General features: G+C 75.3%; 19 protein-coding genes. 10 read left to right on the forward strand and 9 right to left on the reverse strand.

Annotated features, from left to right (window positions below; genetic code table 11):
- The first annotated feature begins 97 nt into the window (after positions 1-97).
- The 3 genes from ACI79C_RS22810 to ACI79C_RS22820 all read left to right on the forward strand — a co-directional run bounded on the left by ACI79C_RS22810 (position 98) and on the right by ACI79C_RS22820 (position 2,852).
- Positions 98-1,426: an ATP-binding protein gene (locus ACI79C_RS22810; RefSeq protein ID WP_456947978.1), complete on the forward strand. Its 1,329-nt coding sequence runs from the start codon at positions 98-100 to the stop codon at positions 1,424-1,426.
- Positions 1,423-2,052: a GerMN domain-containing protein gene (locus ACI79C_RS22815; RefSeq protein WP_456947979.1), complete on the forward strand. Its 630-nt coding sequence runs from the start codon at positions 1,423-1,425 to the stop codon at positions 2,050-2,052. The genes ACI79C_RS22810 and ACI79C_RS22815 overlap by 4 nt, the downstream gene beginning before the upstream one ends.
- Positions 2,053-2,189: 137 nt before the next feature.
- Entirely contained in the window at positions 2,190-2,852 is a 663-nt protein-coding gene (locus ACI79C_RS22820) for a hypothetical protein (RefSeq protein ID WP_456947980.1), read from the forward strand.
- Positions 2,853-2,883: 31 nt separating this feature from the next.
- Here ACI79C_RS22820 and ACI79C_RS22825 read toward each other — a convergent pair whose 3' ends face one another.
- The 3 genes from ACI79C_RS22825 to ACI79C_RS22835 all read right to left on the reverse strand — a co-directional run bounded on the left by ACI79C_RS22825 (position 2,884) and on the right by ACI79C_RS22835 (position 6,570).
- Positions 2,884-3,381: a hypothetical protein gene (locus tag ACI79C_RS22825; protein WP_456947981.1), complete on the reverse strand. Its 498-nt coding sequence runs from the start codon at positions 3,379-3,381 to the stop codon at positions 2,884-2,886.
- Positions 3,382-3,475: 94 nt separating this feature from the next.
- Complete coding sequence (locus tag ACI79C_RS22830; RefSeq protein ID WP_456947982.1) at positions 3,476-4,252, reverse strand: LmeA family phospholipid-binding protein; 777 nt, start codon at positions 4,250-4,252, stop codon at positions 3,476-3,478.
- Positions 4,249-6,570 (reverse strand): MMPL family transporter, encoded by a 2,322-nt coding sequence (locus ACI79C_RS22835; RefSeq protein ID WP_456947983.1) that lies wholly within the window; start codon positions 6,568-6,570, stop codon positions 4,249-4,251. Before ACI79C_RS22835 ends, ACI79C_RS22830 begins: the two co-directional genes overlap by 4 nt.
- 89 nt (positions 6,571-6,659) lie before the next feature.
- Between ACI79C_RS22835 and ACI79C_RS22840 the strand changes: the two genes are divergently transcribed.
- Positions 6,660-7,118: a hypothetical protein gene (locus ACI79C_RS22840; protein WP_456947984.1), complete on the forward strand. Its 459-nt coding sequence runs from the start codon at positions 6,660-6,662 to the stop codon at positions 7,116-7,118.
- A 57-nt stretch (positions 7,119-7,175) separates the two neighbouring features.
- Here ACI79C_RS22840 and ACI79C_RS22845 read toward each other — a convergent pair whose 3' ends face one another.
- Both ACI79C_RS22845 and ACI79C_RS22850 read right to left on the reverse strand, forming a co-directional pair.
- Positions 7,176-7,832, reverse strand: a complete 657-nt coding sequence (locus ACI79C_RS22845; RefSeq protein ID WP_456947985.1) for an STAS domain-containing protein — start codon at positions 7,830-7,832, stop codon at positions 7,176-7,178.
- Positions 7,833-7,993: 161 nt separating this feature from the next.
- The gene (locus tag ACI79C_RS22850) at positions 7,994-8,323 is read right to left on the reverse strand and encodes a hypothetical protein (protein WP_456947986.1); all 330 of its coding nucleotides are present in this window, start codon (positions 8,321-8,323) and stop codon (positions 7,994-7,996) included.
- A 325-nt stretch (positions 8,324-8,648) separates the two neighbouring features.
- Between ACI79C_RS22850 and ACI79C_RS22855 the strand changes: the two genes are divergently transcribed.
- On the forward strand, positions 8,649-8,984 hold the full coding sequence (locus ACI79C_RS22855; RefSeq protein ID WP_456947987.1) for an STAS domain-containing protein: 336 nt from the start codon (positions 8,649-8,651) through the stop codon (positions 8,982-8,984).
- 203 nt (positions 8,985-9,187) lie between these two features.
- Here ACI79C_RS22855 and ACI79C_RS22860 read toward each other — a convergent pair whose 3' ends face one another.
- Both ACI79C_RS22860 and ACI79C_RS22865 read right to left on the reverse strand, forming a co-directional pair.
- Positions 9,188-9,865, reverse strand: coding sequence for a hypothetical protein (locus ACI79C_RS22860; protein ID WP_456947988.1), 678 nt, complete (start codon positions 9,863-9,865; stop codon positions 9,188-9,190).
- Positions 9,866-10,091: 226 nt separating this feature from the next.
- Positions 10,092-11,336: a PucR family transcriptional regulator gene (locus tag ACI79C_RS22865; RefSeq protein ID WP_456947989.1), complete on the reverse strand. Its 1,245-nt coding sequence runs from the start codon at positions 11,334-11,336 to the stop codon at positions 10,092-10,094.
- 315 nt (positions 11,337-11,651) lie between these two features.
- Here ACI79C_RS22865 and ACI79C_RS22870 point away from each other — a divergent pair, with 315 nt between their 5' ends.
- The 3 genes from ACI79C_RS22870 (at position 11,652) to ACI79C_RS22880 (ending at position 15,375) form a co-directional block, all read left to right on the forward strand.
- Positions 11,652-12,683 carry a potassium channel family protein gene (locus ACI79C_RS22870; protein ID WP_456947990.1) on the forward strand — a complete coding sequence of 344 codons (1,032 nt, stop codon included), beginning with the start codon at positions 11,652-11,654 and terminating at the stop codon, positions 12,681-12,683.
- A gap of 137 nt (positions 12,684-12,820) precedes the next feature.
- A complete protein-coding gene (locus ACI79C_RS22875; RefSeq protein ID WP_456947991.1) occupies positions 12,821-13,735 on the forward strand; it encodes an ATP-binding cassette domain-containing protein in 915 nt (304 codons plus the stop codon).
- Positions 13,732-15,375, forward strand: a complete 1,644-nt coding sequence (locus tag ACI79C_RS22880; protein WP_456947992.1) for a hypothetical protein — start codon at positions 13,732-13,734, stop codon at positions 15,373-15,375. The genes ACI79C_RS22875 and ACI79C_RS22880 overlap by 4 nt, the downstream gene beginning before the upstream one ends.
- 113 nt (positions 15,376-15,488) lie before the next feature.
- Here the strand turns inward: ACI79C_RS22880 and ACI79C_RS22885 are convergent, their stop codons facing one another.
- Entirely contained in the window at positions 15,489-16,229 is a 741-nt protein-coding gene (locus tag ACI79C_RS22885; RefSeq protein ID WP_456947993.1) for an LrgB family protein, read from the reverse strand.
- A complete protein-coding gene (locus ACI79C_RS22890) occupies positions 16,226-16,579 on the reverse strand; it encodes a CidA/LrgA family protein (protein WP_456947994.1) in 354 nt (117 codons plus the stop codon). Before ACI79C_RS22890 ends, ACI79C_RS22885 begins: the two co-directional genes overlap by 4 nt.
- Before the next feature lie 377 nt (positions 16,580-16,956).
- On the opposite strand from ACI79C_RS22890, the gene ACI79C_RS22895 reads away from it, so the two are divergent.
- Both ACI79C_RS22895 and ACI79C_RS22900 read left to right on the forward strand, forming a co-directional pair.
- Positions 16,957-17,865, forward strand: a complete 909-nt coding sequence (locus ACI79C_RS22895) for an SDR family oxidoreductase (RefSeq protein ID WP_456947995.1) — start codon at positions 16,957-16,959, stop codon at positions 17,863-17,865.
- An 81-nt stretch (positions 17,866-17,946) separates the two neighbouring features.
- The gene (locus ACI79C_RS22900; RefSeq protein ID WP_456947996.1) at positions 17,947-18,780 is read left to right on the forward strand and encodes a mycofactocin-coupled SDR family oxidoreductase; all 834 of its coding nucleotides are present in this window, start codon (positions 17,947-17,949) and stop codon (positions 18,778-18,780) included.
- Positions 18,781-18,815: the final 35 nt, after the last annotated feature.

Raw genomic sequence — 18,815 nt, forward strand, 5'->3', positions numbered from 1 at the left:
TGCCGACGCCCCGCCCGGGGCAACGGCGCCGGGACGTCGACGACAGGTACCGCGACCACGGAGCCTCCGGGGTCGGGCCACCCTCGCGTTCACCACGGTGACCCTGGTGCTCGCCGCCGTCCTCGCGGTGGCCGTCTGGATCGCGGTCTCGCAGTACCTGCTGTTGCAGCGCGAACGGGCCACGCTGATCCAGGCCACCGACAACGCCGCGCAGGTGCAGCGAGCGCTCGGGACCGAGGGACTGGCGGTCCCCCAGTTGCTGGCCCAGCTCCCGCGGGAGAGCGGGTCGGTCTCCCTGTACGTCGACGACGGTGAGTGGGTGACGACGTCGCTGCTGGTCGGGCGCGACGACATCCCGGTCGCGCTCGCCGACAGAGTCGTGGGGGGTGCCCCGGCACGCCAGCGGATCGCCGTGCAGGACACGACCATGCTGGCGGTGGGGCTGCCGTTGGCCGGGCTGGACCAGGCGTACTTCGAGGTGTTCCCGCTCGACGAGCTGGACCGCACCTACCGGGTCCTCGCCGCGGTGCTGACCGTGGCGGTCGTGGCACTGGTGCCCCCGGCGCTCGCGGTCGGCTGGTGGGTCACCGGCCCCACCCTGCGACCCTTGCAGCGCATCGCCACGGCAGCGGAGGCGATCGCCGAGGGGGACCTGTCGGCCCGCATCGATCCGCGCGGGGACCCCTCCCTCACCCCCATCGCCTCCTCCTTCAACCGGACGGTGGCCGACCTGGAGGCACGGGTCCGCGCCGACGCCCGCTTCGCCGCCGACGTGAGCCACGAACTGCGCACCCCGCTGACCGCGATGCTCGGCGCGGTCGACCTGGTGGAGGCCACCGCTGACCGGTTGCCGCCCGACGGGCAGGAGGGGCTGGCCCTGCTCCGCGCGGAGGTGCTCCGGTTCGAACGCCTCGTGGCCGACCTGCTCGAGATCTCGCGCGCGGACGCGGGCAGCACGGACCTCGTGGTCGAGGAGGTCCGCCTCGCCGCGCTGGTCGAGGAGGCACTGGTCCGGAGGAGGCTCGCGGGTCGCCCGACCGCCCGCCTCGAGGTCCGTGCCGACGCCGAGGACGTGCTCATCCACGCCGACAAGCGGCGACTCGAGCGGGTGCTGGGCAACCTCATGGACAACGCCGACAAGCACGGCGGCGGGCTGACCGGGATCACCGTGGCGCGCGGCGAGGACACCGCGTGCGTCCTGGTGGACGACGGTGGCCCCGGCATCCCGGAGAGCGAGCGCAACCGCGTCTTCGACCGCTTCGCACGTGGCAGCGGCACCATCCGCAGCCGCAGCGAGGGGGCTGGGCTCGGCCTGGCCCTCGTGGCCCGGCACGTCCACGCGATGGGAGGCACCGTGAGGGTGGGCGACAGCCCCGACGGGGGCGCTCGGTTCGTCGTCGAGCTGCCGGCGCGCCCGCAGCCGTGAGACCCGTCAGCGGCACACTGCCGCGGTCGCTGGGGCTCCTGGTCGCCGCCGTGCTGCTGGCCGGGTGCGGCGTCCGCCCCCAGGACCAGCCCGAGCAGGTCACCACGGCGGCCCCACCGTCGGTCGAGGTCGGTGCCGACAGTCGTCCCGTGGGACCACGGCTCACGGTCTTCTTCGTCCGTGGAGCCGACCTCGCCCCGGTGCAGCGGACCACCGACGCGGGGACGACGGCCGCGGCGCTGGACCTGCTCGTCGAGGGGCCCACCCGGACGGAGGTGGGCACGGGCATCCGGACCGCACTGGCGCCCGAGCTGGTCGGGGTCGAGCAGCCGTTGCCCGACCCCGTGGCCACGGTCGCGGTGACCCGTGGCTTCACCGGGCTGACCGGCGGCAACCAACTCCTCGCGGTCGCCCAGGTCGTCTGGACACTGACCGACCTGCCCACGGTCACCGCGGTCCGCTTCACCGTGGACGGAGCGCCCGTCGAGGTGCCGACCGACGACGGCCTGACCGACCTGCCGGTCGATCGCGACGACTACCGGTCGGTCGCCCCGGCCGAGTCGGTCCCCTCCGGCACGCCGGGCGAGGACGACGCCACCCCCACCGGCAGCTCCACGCCGCGTTGAACCGGCACCTGCCGGGCTGCACCGGTGCGGGTTCGGTGACGAGTGCGTGACATCTGGCCGACGCGGGTGAGGACCGCCTGCCGAACGAGCACGTCCCGTGTGGACGAGGACGTGCTCGCCCCAGGACGGAGCAACGCATGGCAACCAGCGCCCCGCAGGTCTCGTCGCCGGTCCTCCAGCTCCTGCGCAGCACGCTCCGTGTCCTGCGCCGGACCGGCCTGGTCCTCCTGGGATCGGTCGCGGCGCTCGGCGCGGTGACCAGCCCGCAGACGTCCCTCCTCCTCGGCGCGGGGTGTGCCGTCCTGGCGTGGGTGCCGGTACGCCTGCTGAGCCGGTGCACGGACGCCGACCTGCCACCTCTGCCCCATCCCGCGGTGCCGGCGACCCGGATGGCGGTGCTGCCGGCGGCCGTGGCCGGGACGGCGCCCCTCGGCCTCGGTGCCCTGGGGCTCGTCGGCGCCGTCCTGGGGGTGGCGGTCGTCCTCGGCTGCTGGGCGGCCTCCTGCGCCGTCGCGGACCCACCCCCGACCGGGCACGACGCGGCTCCGGAGCCCGACGACGGCTCGCTGCGGGTCCTCCTGCGCACGCTGCCGGTCGAGGTCCTGTTCCAGGAGTGGCGGGACACCGCCGGTCAGGCGGTCCCCGGCGGCGAGGACGCCGAGGACCGCATCCGGCTGCGCGGCCTGCTGATCGACGAGCTCCGCCGGCGCGACCCGGTCGGAGTCGGCCGCTGGCTGGCCGAGGCTCCCGAGGACCCGCCGGAGGGCTACGTCCGGGAGAGCCGGGACCGGACCTCGTGACCTCATCGGGGGCGCGGCGTACCGGACCCGGTCAGCCGAGCGAGGCCGTCAGGGTGACGGTGTCCTCGGTGACCGTCGAGCAGGCGAGGGTCAGCGGACCGGCCGAGACGCTCTCGCCCTGACCGCAGGAGAGGTCCTGGTCCCCGACGCGGACCGTCGCCCGGCCGTCCTCGACGCCGCCGAGCACGACCCGGGTACCGAGGACGTCGGCCTCGGCGCCGTCCCCCGACAGGGTCACCGAGCAGGAGTTGCCGGAGCAGTCCACGTCGGCGTCCGTTCCGTCGGTCTGGTCGGTCGTGCCGTCGGTCCCTCCCGGCTCCGGGGTGGCCGCGGTGTCCTCCGGGACCGTGACGTCGGCCCCGCCGTCCGTCTCCTCGGGGGCCGCGGTCTCCGTGGCGGTGACGTCGGGTGTCGCGTCGACCTCCGCGGGCTCCGTCGAGTCCCCGCAGGCGGCGATCGGCATCAGCAGCAGGGCACCGGCGAGCACTCCCGAGGAGATCCGCCCGTGTCGCGTCGTCCTGGTCTCCATGGTCCGACGGTAGGAGCGGGAACGGGTCGATCTCGCCGGATCGCGGAAGCGTCATCGCTCTGCAAGCCACGGGGCCCGGGATGACCCGCCCGCGTCACGAACCGAGACGGACGGCCGTGCCCGAGGTGCGGATCGCCACGCCTCCCGGTTGCACCCGGACCTCCTCCACGACCTGCCCCAACGGCAGTGGGTCCAGGGGCACCCGCACGGTGAACCGCTGGCTGACCAGGAGCTCCGAGAGGCCGTCCAGCGGCTCGGCGGCCTCCAGCCGGGTGGGCCGCAGGACGAGCGCGGCGTCCTCGGTGCCGACACCGACCAGCGCGGACACCGTGCGGACCTCGCCGAGCACGTCGACCGTCCCGCTCACCCGCAGCCGTCCGCCGTCCGCCGCCTCGACGTCGAGGTCGCGGCCGGCGAAGCGCAGGTAGCGGTCGAGGTCGTCGTAGGTCAGGAAGGCCGCCTCGGCTGCCCGCTCGACGTGGACGTGGGCGGTGTTGCCGTCGAGGAGGTCGTGGAAGGAGAGGTACACGCCCTCGAGGTCGGCCGTGTAGTCCTCCACCCGCAGCGGACCGGACGACAGGGAGTCGACGTCGACCGCGACGGCGTCGTAGCGCCCCCGCAGCGCCTGCAACAGCACCGGTCCGCCGCCCTCCAGCGTGACGGTCGGCCGCTCGAGGACACCGGTCTGCTCCTGCACGGCGCGAGCCAGCACCGACTCCGCTCCCCAGCGCGCCAGCCGGTCGCCGCTCCACAGGAGCAGGACCGTGCCCAGCACGACGGTGAGCGCCAGTGCTGCGGTCCGTCGGCGACCTCCGGCGTCCGGGGACGGCGGTGTGGCGGTCGCCGGCGCGTCCCGCAGGTCGCCGCTCACCCCGACCGCCCGCGGGACGCCACCGGCGCCGCGGCCGCGTCGGCGCGCCGCCGCTCGGCCTCCTCCTCCAGGAGCCCGGACTGCTCACCCGCGTGCGTACGACCGGCCGTGGTCCGGATGCGCCGGCTCGGCCATCCCGCGGTGCGGCCGAGGAGCGTCAGCACGGCGGGGGTGAGCACCGGCCGGATGACGAAGGTGTCGATGAGCAGCCCCACCGCCATCGTGAACGCCACCTGGCGGAAGGTGCTCAACGGGATGATCGCGACCATCGCGAACGTCGCGGCGAGGATCATCCCCGCGGCGCTGATCGCCCGCGCCGACGCCGGCATGGCGACCGCGATCGCCTGGGCGAGGGGCCGGCGGGCGGCCTGGTCCCAGATGGCCCCCACGGCGAAGACGTTGTAGTCCGAGCCCAGGGCCAGCAGCAGGACGGCGGTGGCGAAGGGGACGTAGAAGGTGAGCCCCGGCTGGCCGAGCACGCCCTGGAAGACCAGGACCGTCAGTCCGAGCGCGGCCGCGACCCCCAGCACGCTGAGCGCCAGGAGCGCCACCGGCGCGACGAGCGAACGCAGGAACAGCGCCAGGACCAGCAGCTCCACGAGCAGGACCGCGATCAACGTGCGCTGCAGGTTGTCGCGGGTCACGGCCGCCAGCTCTCCGGCGATCGCGGTCTGGCCGGTGACCCCGACGGTGACGCCCTCGACGCCGGCCTCGGCGAGCATGAGGTCCACCCGGTCCTGCAGCCTGCCCAGGTCGGCGATGGCGGTGGCCGAGAGGGGGTCGCTGTCGAAGAACACGACGAAGCGGGCGGCGGTGCCGTCCTGCGAGAACACGATCCCGTACTCCTCGGACAGCGGGTTCTGGGCAGGGCCGAGGACCTCGGCAACGCCCGGCTGGACGGCCAGCTCCTCCTGGAACCGGACGAGTGCCTCCCGCTGCCCGGCGACGCCCTCGCCTTCCAGGAGCACCTCCGTCGGTGCCACCACGCCCCGGACCCCGGACTCGTCGAGCACCCGGGCCCCGCGCGCCACCGGGTCGTCACCGGGCAGGCCGCTGGTGAAGGAGACCCCCAGGCGCAGGTCGGAGACCGGCAGCGAAGCGGGGACGAGGACGGCGAGGCCCAGGACGAGCGCGACCACCGCCCCACGGCGGCCGGAGACCTGCCGGGCCAGCCACCGCGTACCCCGGCCGCCACTGTGCTCGAGCGCCCGACCCCCGCCGATCCGGGAGGGCGCGAACAGCCAGGTCCCGAGGACCGCCAGCACGGCCGGGACGAGGGTGAGGGACACGAGCAGCCCCACGACCACCGTGAGGGACAGCGCCGGGCCGAAGGCCCGGAACAGGTCGAAGTCGGCGGCCAGCAGGGCGGCCGTCCCGGCGGCGACGGTGACCCCGGCGACCGCCACGATGGGGCCCTCGGTGAGGACGACGCGACGGGCCGCCTCGTGCCGGTGCAGTCCCCGGTCCAGGTGCCGGCGGAAGCCCGAGAAGAACAGCACGCAGTAGTCGGTGACCACCCCGATGAGCAGCGCCGCGGTCAGCGGTCGCAGCTGGTCGGGCAGCGCGAAGCCGAACGCCCCGGCCGCCGCGGCCAGCACACGCACGGCGACGACGTAGGCCAGTCCGGCGACGACCAGGACCACCAGCGGCGCGACGACGGAACGGGAGGTCGCCCCGACGACCAGGGCGATGAGGACGAGGGTCGCCACCTCGAACACGTGCAGCCGGGCCTCGAGGTACTCGGCCTGCGCCACCCGCGCCGGCGTGATGCCGGTGACGTGGGTCTGCACCGACGCCTGGTTGTGGAAGTGGCTCGCGTACTGGCGCGCCAGCGAGGTCGCCTCCGACAGGGAGGTCCCGCCGGTCACGTACAGGTAGGTGACCGCGGTCCGGGGCGTGGAGGTCGGGATCGGCACCGCCGCGACGATCTGCTCCCCGGTCGGTGGTACGTCGCCGTCGAGGTAGGCCTGTGTGTGCGCCAGCGCCCAGAGGGCGACGTCGGCGCGGGTCAGCGGCCCGAGACCGCCGGGGTCGTGGACGACCACGGAGGTCTCGGAGAGGACCGGCACGCGGAAGTGCTCGAGGCTGCGCTCCTGGACGGCGACCGCATCACTGTTCGGCGGCAGCAGCGCCCCGACGTCGTCGCCGCCACCGCCGCCACCCGAGGACGGCAGCGCGACGGCCGCCACCGCGACGGCGGCCCAGCCCACGACCACGAGCCACCGCCCGGCCACCACGGCCGTCCGGCAGGCGCGGGCCACCGCCCGAGTGGCGCGACCCGGCCAGGAGAACGCGCGCGGCCACTGCCGTGAGGACACCGCGGCCTCCCACTCGGCGTGGGTCGTGCGTACCGCTGTGCGGGCAGGGTACGTCCGACCTCCCGGGACTGTCTGGTGGAGGGACTCCCATGGTCCAGGCCCCATCACCGGAGCGGCGGGCCGATCGGCCGGGCAGAGCCTGGTCGCGATGGCTGGCCGCCGGCACCTTCGTCGTCGGCCTCGTGGCCGGTGCACTCCTCGTCGGCCTGCTCGGCCAGGACCCGCCCGTCCCGCCGACGGCGCAGGAGCCCCGGCCGACGAGCGCGCCGGGGAGTCCACCGACGGAGCCCGCCGACGGGACGCCCGAGACCCGGGTGAACGCGGCGTGCCTGCGGGCCATCAACGCCGCGCAGGACATCGCCGCGGCCGTCGACGACCTGGGGGCGGCCGCGGCCGCGCTGGACGCCGCCCGGCTCGACGAGGAGGTCCGGCGGCTGCAGCCGTTGCAGCAGCGCCTGCGGGAGAACAGCGCCGGCTGCGAGGTGACCGGTCCCCCGCCCGGGAGGGGTCCGACGACCACGTCGCCCCCTGCGGCGCCGACGGACTGAGGGCCGACCATCGGCCGGCGCCGGCAGGAGACACCTCGCCCGGCCCACGTCCGGCGACTACGCCGCCCGGCGGCACTCGCCGTCCGCGGTCCCGCCGCTGTGGGCCGCCCCGCGGCCGGTGCCGACCAGGCGCAGGTGGCTCCTCCGGGCGACGGCAGGCGCGTCGTCCTCCGGCGGGACGCCGATCCTGCTCACCCCGACGGCGCCCGTACCGAGGACCCCGGCGATCCCGACGAGGGTCAGCCAGAACAGGCCGGTGACGACCGTCCCGACCACGGCGGCGCCGAGGGACACCACGAGGAGTGCGATCACTGTCGTGAGCATGCTGTGCTCCGGGAGATCGGTGGCCGCAGGCAGCCGGCGGGTCTGGTCCGTCGGCCACCGGCGGTCACGCTCGAGTGGGATGAGCCGCGAGAGCCCGCTGCGGTGCAGGAGGTCCTCGGTGCGCCGGTTGGCACCCCGGAGGACGACCCCGCCCCCGCGGGCCCGACAGGTGCGGTGCGCCTCCAGGAGGCAGGTCACGGCCGGGCTGGACAGGAGCCGGACCCGCGTCAGGTCGACGACGAGCCGCCGGGCCCCCGACGTCAGTGCGTCGTCCAGGAGCCTGCGCACGTCGGCGATCCCGTGGATCAGCACGCCGTCGTCGAGAGTGAGCACCACCTCGTCCCCCGTGGTCTCCAGCCCTGTCGTGACGTGGCTGACCGTGCCGGCCATGAGGATCTCCTCGGGGACTCCCAGCCGTTCCTGCGGACGACTCCGACGATCGGCCTCCGACGTTGCGAAGGACGCGCCGCTGCCTTGCGATGCGATGACACTCGCCGGGAACGCGCCCGTGCTCCGCAGGGGAGGTCCCAGCCCGGCCGGCCACGACGTCGTCACGTCCCCGTCGTCCGGGGTGCTCCGGCGATCGCCGGAGCCACAGCCGTCGCCGCGCGCGACCCGGCGTCCTCGGTGTGGCTGTCGGGCCGGTCGGACCCGGCACCGGGTCGACCCCCGCCGAGGGCGCGCAGCCGCTCGTCGAGCAGGTCGTCGATCCGCCGGGCACGCAGGTCGACGGCCACGACGAGGTCGCCCTCCCGGTGGACGAGCTCCCCCTGGCGGCGCCTCACCTCGGCGAGTTCGGCCTCCGCGGCCCTCCTGGTGGCGCCGAGCGCGCGCAGGTCGGCATCGATGGCCGCCACGGAACGCGACGAGGACCCAGGCATGGCGATCTCCTCCGGACCGGTGGGTCGGTGCGGGGCGCCGGCGAGGTCGGCCCCGTCCGTCGAGGCCCGCGCCCTCCCCCGCCCGCTACCCGGCCACCGTGCTGCCGACCGCGATGTCCTCCCGTCGACACCCGACTGCAAGACGGACGCCACACAGCGGGCACGGACGCCGCGGGGCCGGCCGCGGCGGGCATCGACGCGACAGCGACCGCGCCCACCCGACCAGCGGGACGTCATGGGATCGCCAGGCGGTGAGCCGCCGGACCGCAGAGTCGACCGACCAGCCTGCTGGTGACCGCACGAGGACCGGCACGAGGGAGGCCCGATGACCCACGCCAGCGCGACCCGGAGACCGCGGACGACGTCGAGGGACGACGTGGTGACGATCCGGCTCGACGACGCGTTGCTCGCCGATGGCCTGGCCGACGTCCGGTGGCTGCTGCACGACGCCCTGCTCGCCGGGGCCCGGCTGCTCGTGGTCGACCTGACGGCGGTGCACGACCTGTCCGCCTCTGCCGTGGCCAGCCTCCTCTCGGCGCACCGCACGTGCCGGGCCCGGGGCGGTGCGGTCGTGCTGCGCGACGCGAACCGTCGCGTCGAGACCCTGCTGTTCCGCACCGGGCTCTGGCGCGTGATCCGCATGGAGACCGTCGACGGCTGAGGAGGACCGGCCGGCGCACTGCGCCCCGGGGTGGAGGGAGACCGAGGGACCGGGCCGTGGGCGGGGAGCCGGGTGGTCCGGCCGGCTGCCCGCGTGCTCGCCCGTGCAGCCGGTCCGCCGCGACCCGGTGTCAGGGGGCGCCGGACCAGCCGGGTGTCGACGTCACCGCCGGGCCGGCCGGCGACTCGTCGCCCGTCCGGTCCTCACGAGGACCCCTGCCGGTCGTCCCCCAGGTACTGCTCGGGCGCGTCCTCGGCACCCTCGCTCAGCCAGTGGCCGACGCCCACCGGGTCGCGCCGGGCGAGCTCCTCGAGCAGGAGGGTGCGCATCAGGACGGCCTCGGCTCGACGGTCCGGGTCCGCGCCGGGCCGCAGGTGCTCAGCGGTCGCGCGCCACTCGTGGAGCAGCATGGAGGTCGGCAGCACGCGGAGGAGCTGCTGCAGCTGCGCGCCGTCCACCCGCTCGTCGCCCCCGTGCCCGCCGGGACCGGAACTGCGGACGACCCAGCCGCTCACCGCAGCAACGCTCAGCGTCATGAGCGCCAGTGCGGCGACGGTGCCGGCCGTGTCGAAGACGCCGAGGCCCGCGAAGCAGGGCACGAGCAGTGCGGCCCACATCCCCGAGAACAGCACCGCTCGGCGCGCCTCCCGGGTCCCCGGGAAGTCGGGGTCGAGCACCGCCACCACGCCGCCGATGAACAGGCCGAAGGTCGGCGCGACCACCAGGAGGACGTACGGCGGGGTGGTGAGGGCGCCGATGAGCGCGAAGGAGACCACGCCCACCGAGAACGCCGCACGACTGCAGCGCACGGTCATCGCCCAGGCGGACGAGCCGGGCCGGCGGTCCGGGGTGGCGGGCGGCTCGTGGGACACCGTGGACACGCCGCCGTCCTACGGCCGTCCGGGCCCGGAGCCCGCGAGCACCGAGCCGGTCCGCCGGTGGTCCCTCGCGAGCGACCCACCTCCTGGCAGCGGCGCCCCGGGGGCCGGGTGCACGTCCGGACGGCGCATGGCGCGAGGCTAGGAACCCCCTGCCCCCTCGCGCAGCGCCGTGGTGCGGACGTCTGTGGCCGGCAGGAACTGCCGGGGTCCGGCAACGGCGGGCGCGCTAGTCCCCGTGCAGTGGCCGGCGCGGCCAGTCGAGCAGCCGTGCACCGGTCACGGCGACGTGCAGCGTCAGCCGGTGCTCCGGGTTGCCGGCGTCGTGACCGGTGAGCTCCTGCACGCGCTGCAGCCGGTAGGTGACGGCACGGACGCTCAGGTGCAGCCGCCGGGCCGTCTCGGACGTGTTGCCCCCGCTCGCGAACCAGGCCTCGAGTGTGTCGAGGAGCGGGGCTGCACCCCCTCGCGCAGCCATGAGCGGCCCGAGCACGGCGTGGACCAGGTCGGCCATCGCGGCCTCGTCCCGCACGAGCACGCGGTACACCAGCAGGTCCCGGACGTGCACGACCCGCTGCGGGAGGCCCAGGCGCTCGGCCAGGTCCATCGCCTCCAGGGCCTCCCGGTACGAGTGCCGCACGCCTCCCGCTCCGGGGTGCGGCCGTCCGATGCCGACGCGCCAGTGCGATCGCCGGGTGAGCCGGGCGGCGGCCCGGCCGGCCAGCTCGGCCAGCTCCTCTACGCCGGGGACGGCATCGCCGCCGACGGTCGCGGGTGGTTGCGAGAGCACGCAGACCAGGCGCCCGTCCTTGGCGACGGCCAGGAACCCCCGCTCCCCGAACCGGGCACGGACGTCCTCCGCCAACGAACCGGCCACCTGCATGCCCGAGTCGATCGGCCGATCGGTGGCCGCGACGGTGACGACGTGCGCGGCGGTGAGCGTCAGCCCGAACGGCTCCGCCCGTTGCACGAGGGAGCCGACGTCGGGGTGGCCGCTGAGCAGGTCGTCGACGAACTCCCGCCGGAACGCCTCCTCGCGCCGGACGACCTCTCGCTGGGCCTCGACGTAGCCCGCGGCCAGCGCGGCCAGCGCGGTGTCCGCCGCCCTCCACACCGCCTCCCCGAGGCCGACCAGCTCGGCAGGCCGCAACGGCCTGCCCCGCACCCCTGCCATGAGATCGGGCAGACGGGGCCACAGTCGCCGCGAGGCGGTCATGTACAGGTCCACGACGGAGGGCAGTGCCAGGCCCGCGGCCGCCGCCTCACCACCGAGCCGGCGGCAGGCCCGTTCCTCCTCGACGCTCAGCCGGCGGCCGGTGCGCGCCACCGTCCAGAGGGCCGTGAGATACCCGTCCAGCAGGGCGACCGGCATCCCGTGCTCACCGGCCGACGCCTCGGCGACCTCCCGGGCCACCCGGTCGACGGCGTCGGGACCTGTCTCACCGGGGCCGGACACGGCGGCCCACGCAGGCATGGCCGGTCCGGTGGATCGCCGTCCGAGGGCCGATCCACCGCCACACCCTCGGAATGACGTCGGCCACCGACGCCTGACCTACCAGACGCCGGCGGCCGGGACAAGCACACCCACGGCGCCGGGTCCTGGTCGACCGCCGGGGGTCGGGAGACGAGCGCCGGTCCGGCACCTGACAGCGGAGGGCCCGGGGGGCTACGGTCGGCCCGGGTGTGCCGGGAAGTCTGGTCGGCGGTCCGTTGTCGACCGCCGGAGGACCCCCATGACCGTGACCCGCACCTCCCCGCGGCCGGCGGACCGAGACCGCGAGGACGTCCCGTGTGGCGGGTGAGGGGTGCGGGCGACCCACCGACGGAGCACACGGGCGTCCGGCTCGCCCACGAGGAGACCTCGCCCATCCGACAGGTCGCCCGGCGCCTGGCGATCGCCGCTCTGGTGCTCCTCCTGACCGTGGTCCTGGTGTACGCGGACCGGCGGTCCTACCGCGACGCGATCGACGGCGGGGTGTCGCTGCTGGACGCCTTCTACTACGCGACCGTGACGCTCTCCACGACGGGGTACGGGGACATCACCCCGGTGACCGAGGGTGCGCGCCTGTTCAACGCGCTGGTCATCACGCCGCTGCGGGTCCTCTTCCTCATCGTGCTCATCGGGACGACGCTCGAGGCCCTGACCGCCCGCTCGCGTGAGGAGCTCCGCGTCCGGCGGTTCACCTCGCGGGTGCGGCGGCACGTCGTCGTCTGCGGCTACGGCACCAAGGGGCGCAACGCGGTCCGCGCCCTGCGGCAGACGGGTACGCCGCCGGACCAGGTCGTGGTCGTCGACGCCGACCCGCGGGCGATCGAGGAGGCCAACGCCGCGGGGTACACCGGCGTCGTCGGGGACGCCGGCCGGGGTGACGTGCTCGCGCGGGCATCCGTGCGACGGGCGCGCGCCGTCGTGGTGGCCGTGGACCGGGACGACGCCGCCGTCCTGATCACGCTCACCGCGCGTCGTCTCAACCCCGAGGGGCGGATCTCGACGAGCGTCCGCGAGGAGGCCAACGCCTCGCTGCTGCGACAGTCCGGGGCGGACACGGTGCTCACGACGTCGGCCACCTCGGGCAGGCTCCTCGGTCTGGCTCCCGACAACCCCCGCGTGGTGGCCGCGATGGAGGACCTGCTGGAGCACGGGGTGGGCCTGGACCTCCACGAACGTCCGCCCACTGCCGAGGAGGTGGGACAGGACCCCCGGCAGTCGCCGGACGTCGTCCTCTCGGTGGTGCGCGACGGCGGCCGGCTGCGGTTCGACGACCCCCAGCTCGGGACGGTCCGGCGCGGGGACCTCCTCGTCGTCGTCCGCTCGCACTGACCCGGGACGACGGCGGGACGCGCCGACGCAGCCCGCGCCTCCGCGGCTTCCCGCGCGTGTCCACCGGGTCTACTGTTCCCTCCGGTGCGCCGGGAAGCCTGGTCGGCAGTCGAGGTCCCGACTGCCAGGAGGGCTCCGTGTCCGCACCGTCATCGTCCACCCCCGCGCTGCGCATGGAGCGGCTGAGCAAGCGGTTCGGCAGCACCGACGCGGTGGTCGACCTGTCGCTGACCGTGCCACCGGGTGAGGTCTTCGGCTTCCTCGGCCCCAACGGCGCGGGCAAGTCCACCACCATCCGGCTGCTGCTCGGCCTGCTGCGGCCGACCGCCGGGGCGGCCTGGGTGTTCGACACCCCGGTCGGCGACGTCGAGCGGGCCCACCGGCAGGTGGCGTACGTGCCCGCCGACGTCGCGCTGTGGCCGTCGCTGACCGGCCGGGAGTGCCTGGACCTGCTGGCCGGCGTCGGACCCGGTACGGACACCCATCACCGGGCCGAGCTGCTGGAGCGGTTCGCCCTGGACCCGGACCGGCGGGCTCGCACCTACTCCACCGGCAACCGGCAGAAGGTGGCGCTCGTGGCCGCGTTCGCGACGCGGGCGCCGCTGCTCGTGCTCGACGAGCCGACCAGCGGGCTGGACCCGCTCATGGAACGCGAGTTCCGGAGCTGCATCGCCGAGGCCGCCGCACGCGGACAGACGGTGTTCCTCAGCTCCCACCAGCTGGCGGAGGTCGAGGCGACCTGCTCACGGGTGGGCATCCTGCGCAGCGGCCGGCTGGTCGAGGTCACCGGGCTGGCCGACCTGCGGCGCCTCCACCGCGCCGAGATCGTCGTCGACCTGGTGGCGCCCGCGCCCGGCCTGCAGCGCCTCGCCGACCTGCCCGGCGTCACCGATCTGCGCTGGCCCAGCGCGGTGCGGGTGGAGCTGGCGCTCACGGGTCCACCCGGGGACGTCCTGCGGGCCCTCGGCGAGGCGGACGTCGCCCACGTGGAGATGCGGGAACCCAGCCTCGAGGAGATCTTCCTCGACTACTACGGCGAGGTCCCGGCGTGACCACCCGGACCAGTCCCGACCGCGAGCTGGCGGCCTCGGCCCCTCTCCCACCCCTGCCATCGGCCCGCCAGGCGGCCACCCGGGCGGCTGCGCGGCAGGCCCGCCGCGGCACCGTGGTGGTCGCCGCCGTCTGCGGCGGCATGGTCGGCCTCGTGGCGGTGCAGTACCGGGGGCTGGACGGCGCACTCGGCACCGAGTCGCTGACCGCCCTCGCGGAGAACCCGGCCATCCGCACGCTGTTCGGCCCGCCGGTCGGGCTGGACACCGCCGGCGGCTTCACCGTGTGGCGGACCGGCACCGTGCTCGCCCTCCTGGTCGGCATCTGGGGCGCGCTGACCGCCACCCGGCTGACCCGCGGGGACGAGGAGGCCGGCCGGTGGGACCTGCTGCTGGCCGGGAGACTGCGACTGACCACCCTGGTCGTCCGGGTCCTGGCCGTGCTGCTGGCCGCCTCGGCCGTCGTCGGTGCCGCCGCTGGGCTCGGCCTGCTCCTCGCCGGGGCGGGGCCGCTGGGTTCGTCGCTGTTCGGTGCGGGGTTGGCCGGCACCGGCATGGTCGGCGCCGCGCTCGGTGTCCTCGCCGCACAGCTGTTCGCGGACCGGCGCTCGGCGTCCGGGCTGGCCGTCGCCGTCCTGCTGGGCGGCCTGCTGGCCCGCATGGTGGCCGACCAGGTCCCGGCGCTGGCCTGGCTGTCCTGGCTGACCCCGTTCGGGCTGCTCGGCTCCGCGGCGCCGTTCGCCGCCGACCGGTCGCTGCCGCTCCTGGTGCTCGCTCTCCTCGTCGGCGTGGTGGCCCTCTCCGCCGTCGGGCTCGCCGCCGGACGCGACGTCGGCCGTGGCCGGCTGGCCGGTCGTGAGCGGGCGGCGGCGCCCAGCCGGCTGCTGACCTCGCTGCCGGGCCTGGCGGTGCACCGCACCCGCGGCCCGCTGGCCGGCTGGTCCGCCGGGGCGGCGGCCTACTTCCTGCTCATCGGCCTGCTGGCGACGGCGATGACCGACTTCCTGCGGGACAACCCGTTCTTCGCCGATCTGGCCGCACAGGCCGGCTTCGCCCAGCTCGGGTCGGTGCAGGGGTACGTCGCCGCGCTGTACACCCTCCTGGCCGTCGCGATCGGGGCGTTCGCCGCAGGCCGGGTGGCCGCGACCGCGGCCGACGAGAGCGCCGGCCGCCTGGCCATGCTGTACTCCCGGCCCGTCGCCCGCGTCCGGTGGGCCGCCACGGAGGCGGCTGTGGTCACCCTCGCCGCCGTCGTCCTGGCCGCCACCGCGGGGCTGGCCGCGTGGGCGGGGGCAGCCTGGGTGGACGCCGGACTCGGGGTGGCCGACGCGCTGGCCGGCGCGCTGTCGGTCCTCCCCGTGGCGCTGCTGTGCCTCGGTGCCGCGCTCGCCGCCCTGGGCTGGATCCCGTCGGCGGTGCTCCCGCTCGGGGTCGCGCCGGCCGCCGGCGGCTACCTGCTGCTGGTGCTCGCCGACACCTTCGGCTGGCCGGGCGCGGTCCGCTGGTTCTCCCCGTTCGCCCACCTCGCCGACGTCCCCGCCGAACCGTGGGACCTCCCCGGTGCACTCGGGATGCTCGCCGTCGCAGCAGCACTCGCCATCGCCGGCCTGGTCGGCTACGGCCGCCGGGACCTGCGCGGCTGAACCGGACGACGGAGGGCCGGGCCGCCCCCCGACGGGCCGGCAGGCGCGGGTCAGCCGATCTCCGGTGCCCGTCGTCGCGGGGTCCTCGGACCACGAGGTGCCGCCCACCGGACCTACGACGTCAGTCGCGCCAGCGGTGGCACCACGGTGAAGAGGAGAGGGACCAGCGCCGCGGTCGTCACGGCATTGAGGGCCAGACCCAGCCCCGCGAAGGCGCCGGTGGTGGGATGCACCTGCATCGTGCGGGCGGTCCCGATCCCGTGCGCGACGACCCCGACAGCGAGCCCCCGGGCACGGCGATCGCGGACCCGGACCAGGTCGAGCACGACTCCGCCGAGCACCGCGCCGGTGATGCCGGTGAGGATCGTGAACACGGCGGTCAGGGAAGGAGCACCGCCCAGCTGTTCGGACACCCCCATCGCGACCGGAGCGGTCGCCGACTTCGGGGCCAGGGACAACAGCGTCTGGTCGTCGGCACCCAGCACCGCCGGGATGGCGACCGCGGTGGCGATCGCGGTCAGCGAACCGACGCCGACGGCGGCGAGCAGCGGCAGGGCCAACCGGCGGATCTGCGGCAGCTGCCGGTAGAGCGGCACGGCGAGCGCCACCGTGGCCGGGCCCAGCAGGAAGTGCACGAACTGCGCGCCCTCGAAGTACGTCCGGTAGTCGATCCCGGTGACCCCCAGCACGACGCTGGTGATGAGCACGGCCAGGAGCACGGGGTTGAGCACCGCCCGGGAGCCGCTGCGCCGGTGCAGCCAGGAGCCGGCGGTGTACGAGGCGAGCGTGAGCGTCAGGCCGAACAGCGGCGTCTCCGCGAGGTAGACCCAGATGCCGTGGAGGTCGGTCGTCATCGGTCGACGGGCTCCGGGTCGCGGCTCAGGGCGCGCATCACCAGCCCGGTGACCGCGATGGCCACCACCGCACCGCCGACCACGGAGGCGCTGACCGCGAGCCACTCGGAGGCCAGCAGGGGCAGGTACTGCACGACGCCGACACCGGCCGGGACGAAGAGCAGGCTCAGGTGGGCCAGCAGACCGTCGGCGGACTCCTCCAGGCGTGGAGCGGGGCGGCCGCGCAGCGCGAGACCGGCGAACAGCAGGACCAGCCCGAGGATGGGACCGGGCACCGGGAGACCGGTGACGCGAGCGAGCGCCTCACCGGCCAGTTGGCAGGCCAGCAACAGCGTGAGGAACGGCAACACGGGAACACCTCCTGAGGTGGCGCGCGAGGGAGCTGCACGGACCGGCGCAGCTCCACGTCTGGGAGCGGTCGGCACACGACGCCTCGGCGTCCCGGGGCTACAGCTCCTGACCCCTACGCATACTCGGTGCCGTAACCGCCGCCGCGCGCGGCGAACTCCCCCTGCGCCGCGCCGGGCGTCCACCGCCACCAGTCGTCCGGAGGGACCGGCCCGTCGCCGGGTCGGGACACCGGACCGTCCGAGGGACCGGGTCCACCACCTCGGCGCTCGGGACGTCGGACCGCGTCACCGGCACCGGCGACCGGGGACCTCGACGGGCGTTGACAGCGGTCCTCGGCCGTGTCGTCCTGGGTCATCGGCACCCTCGGGAGAAGGCCATGAGTGAGCTCCTGCTCTGCGGCGCGACCGGCGACCTGGGCGGCCGGATCGCCGCCCGGCTGGCCGAACGGCGGATCCCGTTCCGGGCGCTGGTGCGGCCGGGGAGCGACACCGCCGCTCTGCGGTCGTCGCCCGCCGAGCTCCGCGTCGGCGACCTCACCGACCCACCCAGTCTCGACCGGGCGCTGGTCGGGGTGCGGACGGTGGTCAGCACCGCCAACGGCATCGGCCGGAGGCTGGCAGGGGCGACGGACGTGTCCATCGACCGGGTCGACCGCGACGGCAACGCCGCGCTGGTCCGGGCAGCGGAGGCGGCCGGCGTCGACCGGTTCGTCTTCGTCTCCGCGCAGGGCATGACCGACGCCATGGTGTCCCTGGTGCCCTTCTTCGCCGCCAAGCGCGCAACGGAGCGGTTGCTGCAGGCATCACCCGTGCGGTCGGTCATCGTGCGGCCGGCCGCCTTCCAGGAGGTGTGGCTCGGGCCGCAGTCCGGCATCCGCCCGGACAAGCGGCTGGCCGTCATCTACGGTCGCGGCCACACGCCGGTGCCCTACGTCGCGGCCGACGACGTCGCCGAGGCGTGCGTCCGCCTGGCGACGATGGCCGACCCACCGGGGTCCCTGGACTTCGGTGGACCCGAGGCGCTGACCCGGCACCAGGTCGTCGATGCCCTCGAGCGCGCCCTCGGCGCGCAGCTCCGCCGCATCGTCGTCCCCCGCCCGGTGCTCAGCCTCGGCGCCCGGGCGCTGCGCCGACGCCGGCCGGAACTGGCCTCGGTCCTGGGCATCGCGCTGTCCATGGACATCGGCGAGGAGGCGGGCGACCGACCACTGCGGGCCCTCGGCATCGAGCCGCGGCCGGCATCGGCTCACATCGCCGCGTGGGCACGGGCGAGTTCCCACACCTGACGTCCGACCGGACCCGGGCAACGACCGGGAGAGGGCCCGTAGTGTGACGCGCCACACACCACATCGGCGAGGGGAGACGTCATGGGCAAGCTCGAGGGGAAGGTCGCCTTCGTCACCGGAGCGGCCCAGGGACAGGGGCGCAGCCACGCGGTCGAACTCGCCCGGGAGGGGGCCGACGTCATCGCCGTCGACATCTGCGAGCAGGTCCCGGGGATGCCCTACCCGACGGGCACCTGGGAGAAGCTGCAGGAGACCGTCCGCGAGGTCGAGGCGCTGGACCGCCGGATCGTGGCGGCGAAGGCCGACGTCCGGGACTACGACGCCCTCGCCGGCGCGGTCGACGACGGGGTGAGCCAACTCGGCCGGCTGGACATCGTGGCCGCCAACGCCGGGATCGGGTCACTGCCGCACGCCTCCCACGAGCTGCCGCTCGACGTCTGGCAGCAGATGATCGACGTCAACCTCACCGGTGTGTGGCAGACCTGCAAGGCCGCGATCCCGCACATCCTCGCGGGCGGCCAGGGCGGCGCCATCGTGCTGACCAGCTCCGCGGCCGGGCTGCAGGCCTACTCGCACATCTCGCACTACGTCTCGGCCAAGCACGGCGTGGTCGGCCTGATGCGCACCCTCGCCGTGGAGTACGGACCGGAACGGATCCGGGTGAACAGCATCCACCCGACCCAGGTCGAGACCGACATGATCATGAACGACGAGACGATGAAGGTCTTCGTCCCCGACATCCCCAACCCGACCCGGGCGGACTTCGAGCCGAGGTCGCAGGCCATGCACACCCTGCCGATCCCGTGGGTCCAGCCGATCGACATCAGCCGGGCGCTGGTGTTCCTGGCCTCCGACGACGCCCGGTACATCACGGGCGTGCCACTGCCGGTGGACGCCGGCGCCCTGGTCAAGTGACGTCCCGCGGCCGGCCCCGGCGCCCGGGGCCGGCC

Source organism: Geodermatophilus sp. SYSU D00697 (genome assembly GCF_054050175.1).

Bases quoted from the DNA above. Each gene is read 5' to 3' on its own strand.
- ACI79C_RS22820 (WP_456947980.1), top strand. From the start codon at position 2,190: ATGGCAACCAGCGCCCCGCAGGTCTCGTCGCCGGTCCTCCAGCTCCTG.
- ACI79C_RS22825 (WP_456947981.1), bottom strand. From the start codon at position 3,381: ATGGAGACCAGGACGACGCGACACGGGCGGATCTCCTCGGGAGTGCTC.
- ACI79C_RS22840 (WP_456947984.1), top strand. From the start codon at position 6,660: ATGGTCCAGGCCCCATCACCGGAGCGGCGGGCCGATCGGCCGGGCAGA.
- ACI79C_RS22845 (WP_456947985.1), bottom strand. From the start codon at position 7,832: ATGGCCGGCACGGTCAGCCACGTCACGACAGGGCTGGAGACCACGGGG.
- ACI79C_RS22850 (WP_456947986.1), bottom strand. From the start codon at position 8,323: ATGCCTGGGTCCTCGTCGCGTTCCGTGGCGGCCATCGATGCCGACCTG.
- ACI79C_RS22855 (WP_456947987.1), top strand. From the start codon at position 8,649: ATGACCCACGCCAGCGCGACCCGGAGACCGCGGACGACGTCGAGGGAC.
- ACI79C_RS22865 (WP_456947989.1), bottom strand. From the start codon at position 11,336: ATGCCTGCGTGGGCCGCCGTGTCCGGCCCCGGTGAGACAGGTCCCGAC.
- ACI79C_RS22885 (WP_456947993.1), bottom strand. From the start codon at position 16,229: ATGACGACCGACCTCCACGGCATCTGGGTCTACCTCGCGGAGACGCCG.
- ACI79C_RS22895 (WP_456947995.1), top strand. From the start codon at position 16,957: ATGAGTGAGCTCCTGCTCTGCGGCGCGACCGGCGACCTGGGCGGCCGG.
- ACI79C_RS22900 (WP_456947996.1), top strand. From the start codon at position 17,947: ATGGGCAAGCTCGAGGGGAAGGTCGCCTTCGTCACCGGAGCGGCCCAG.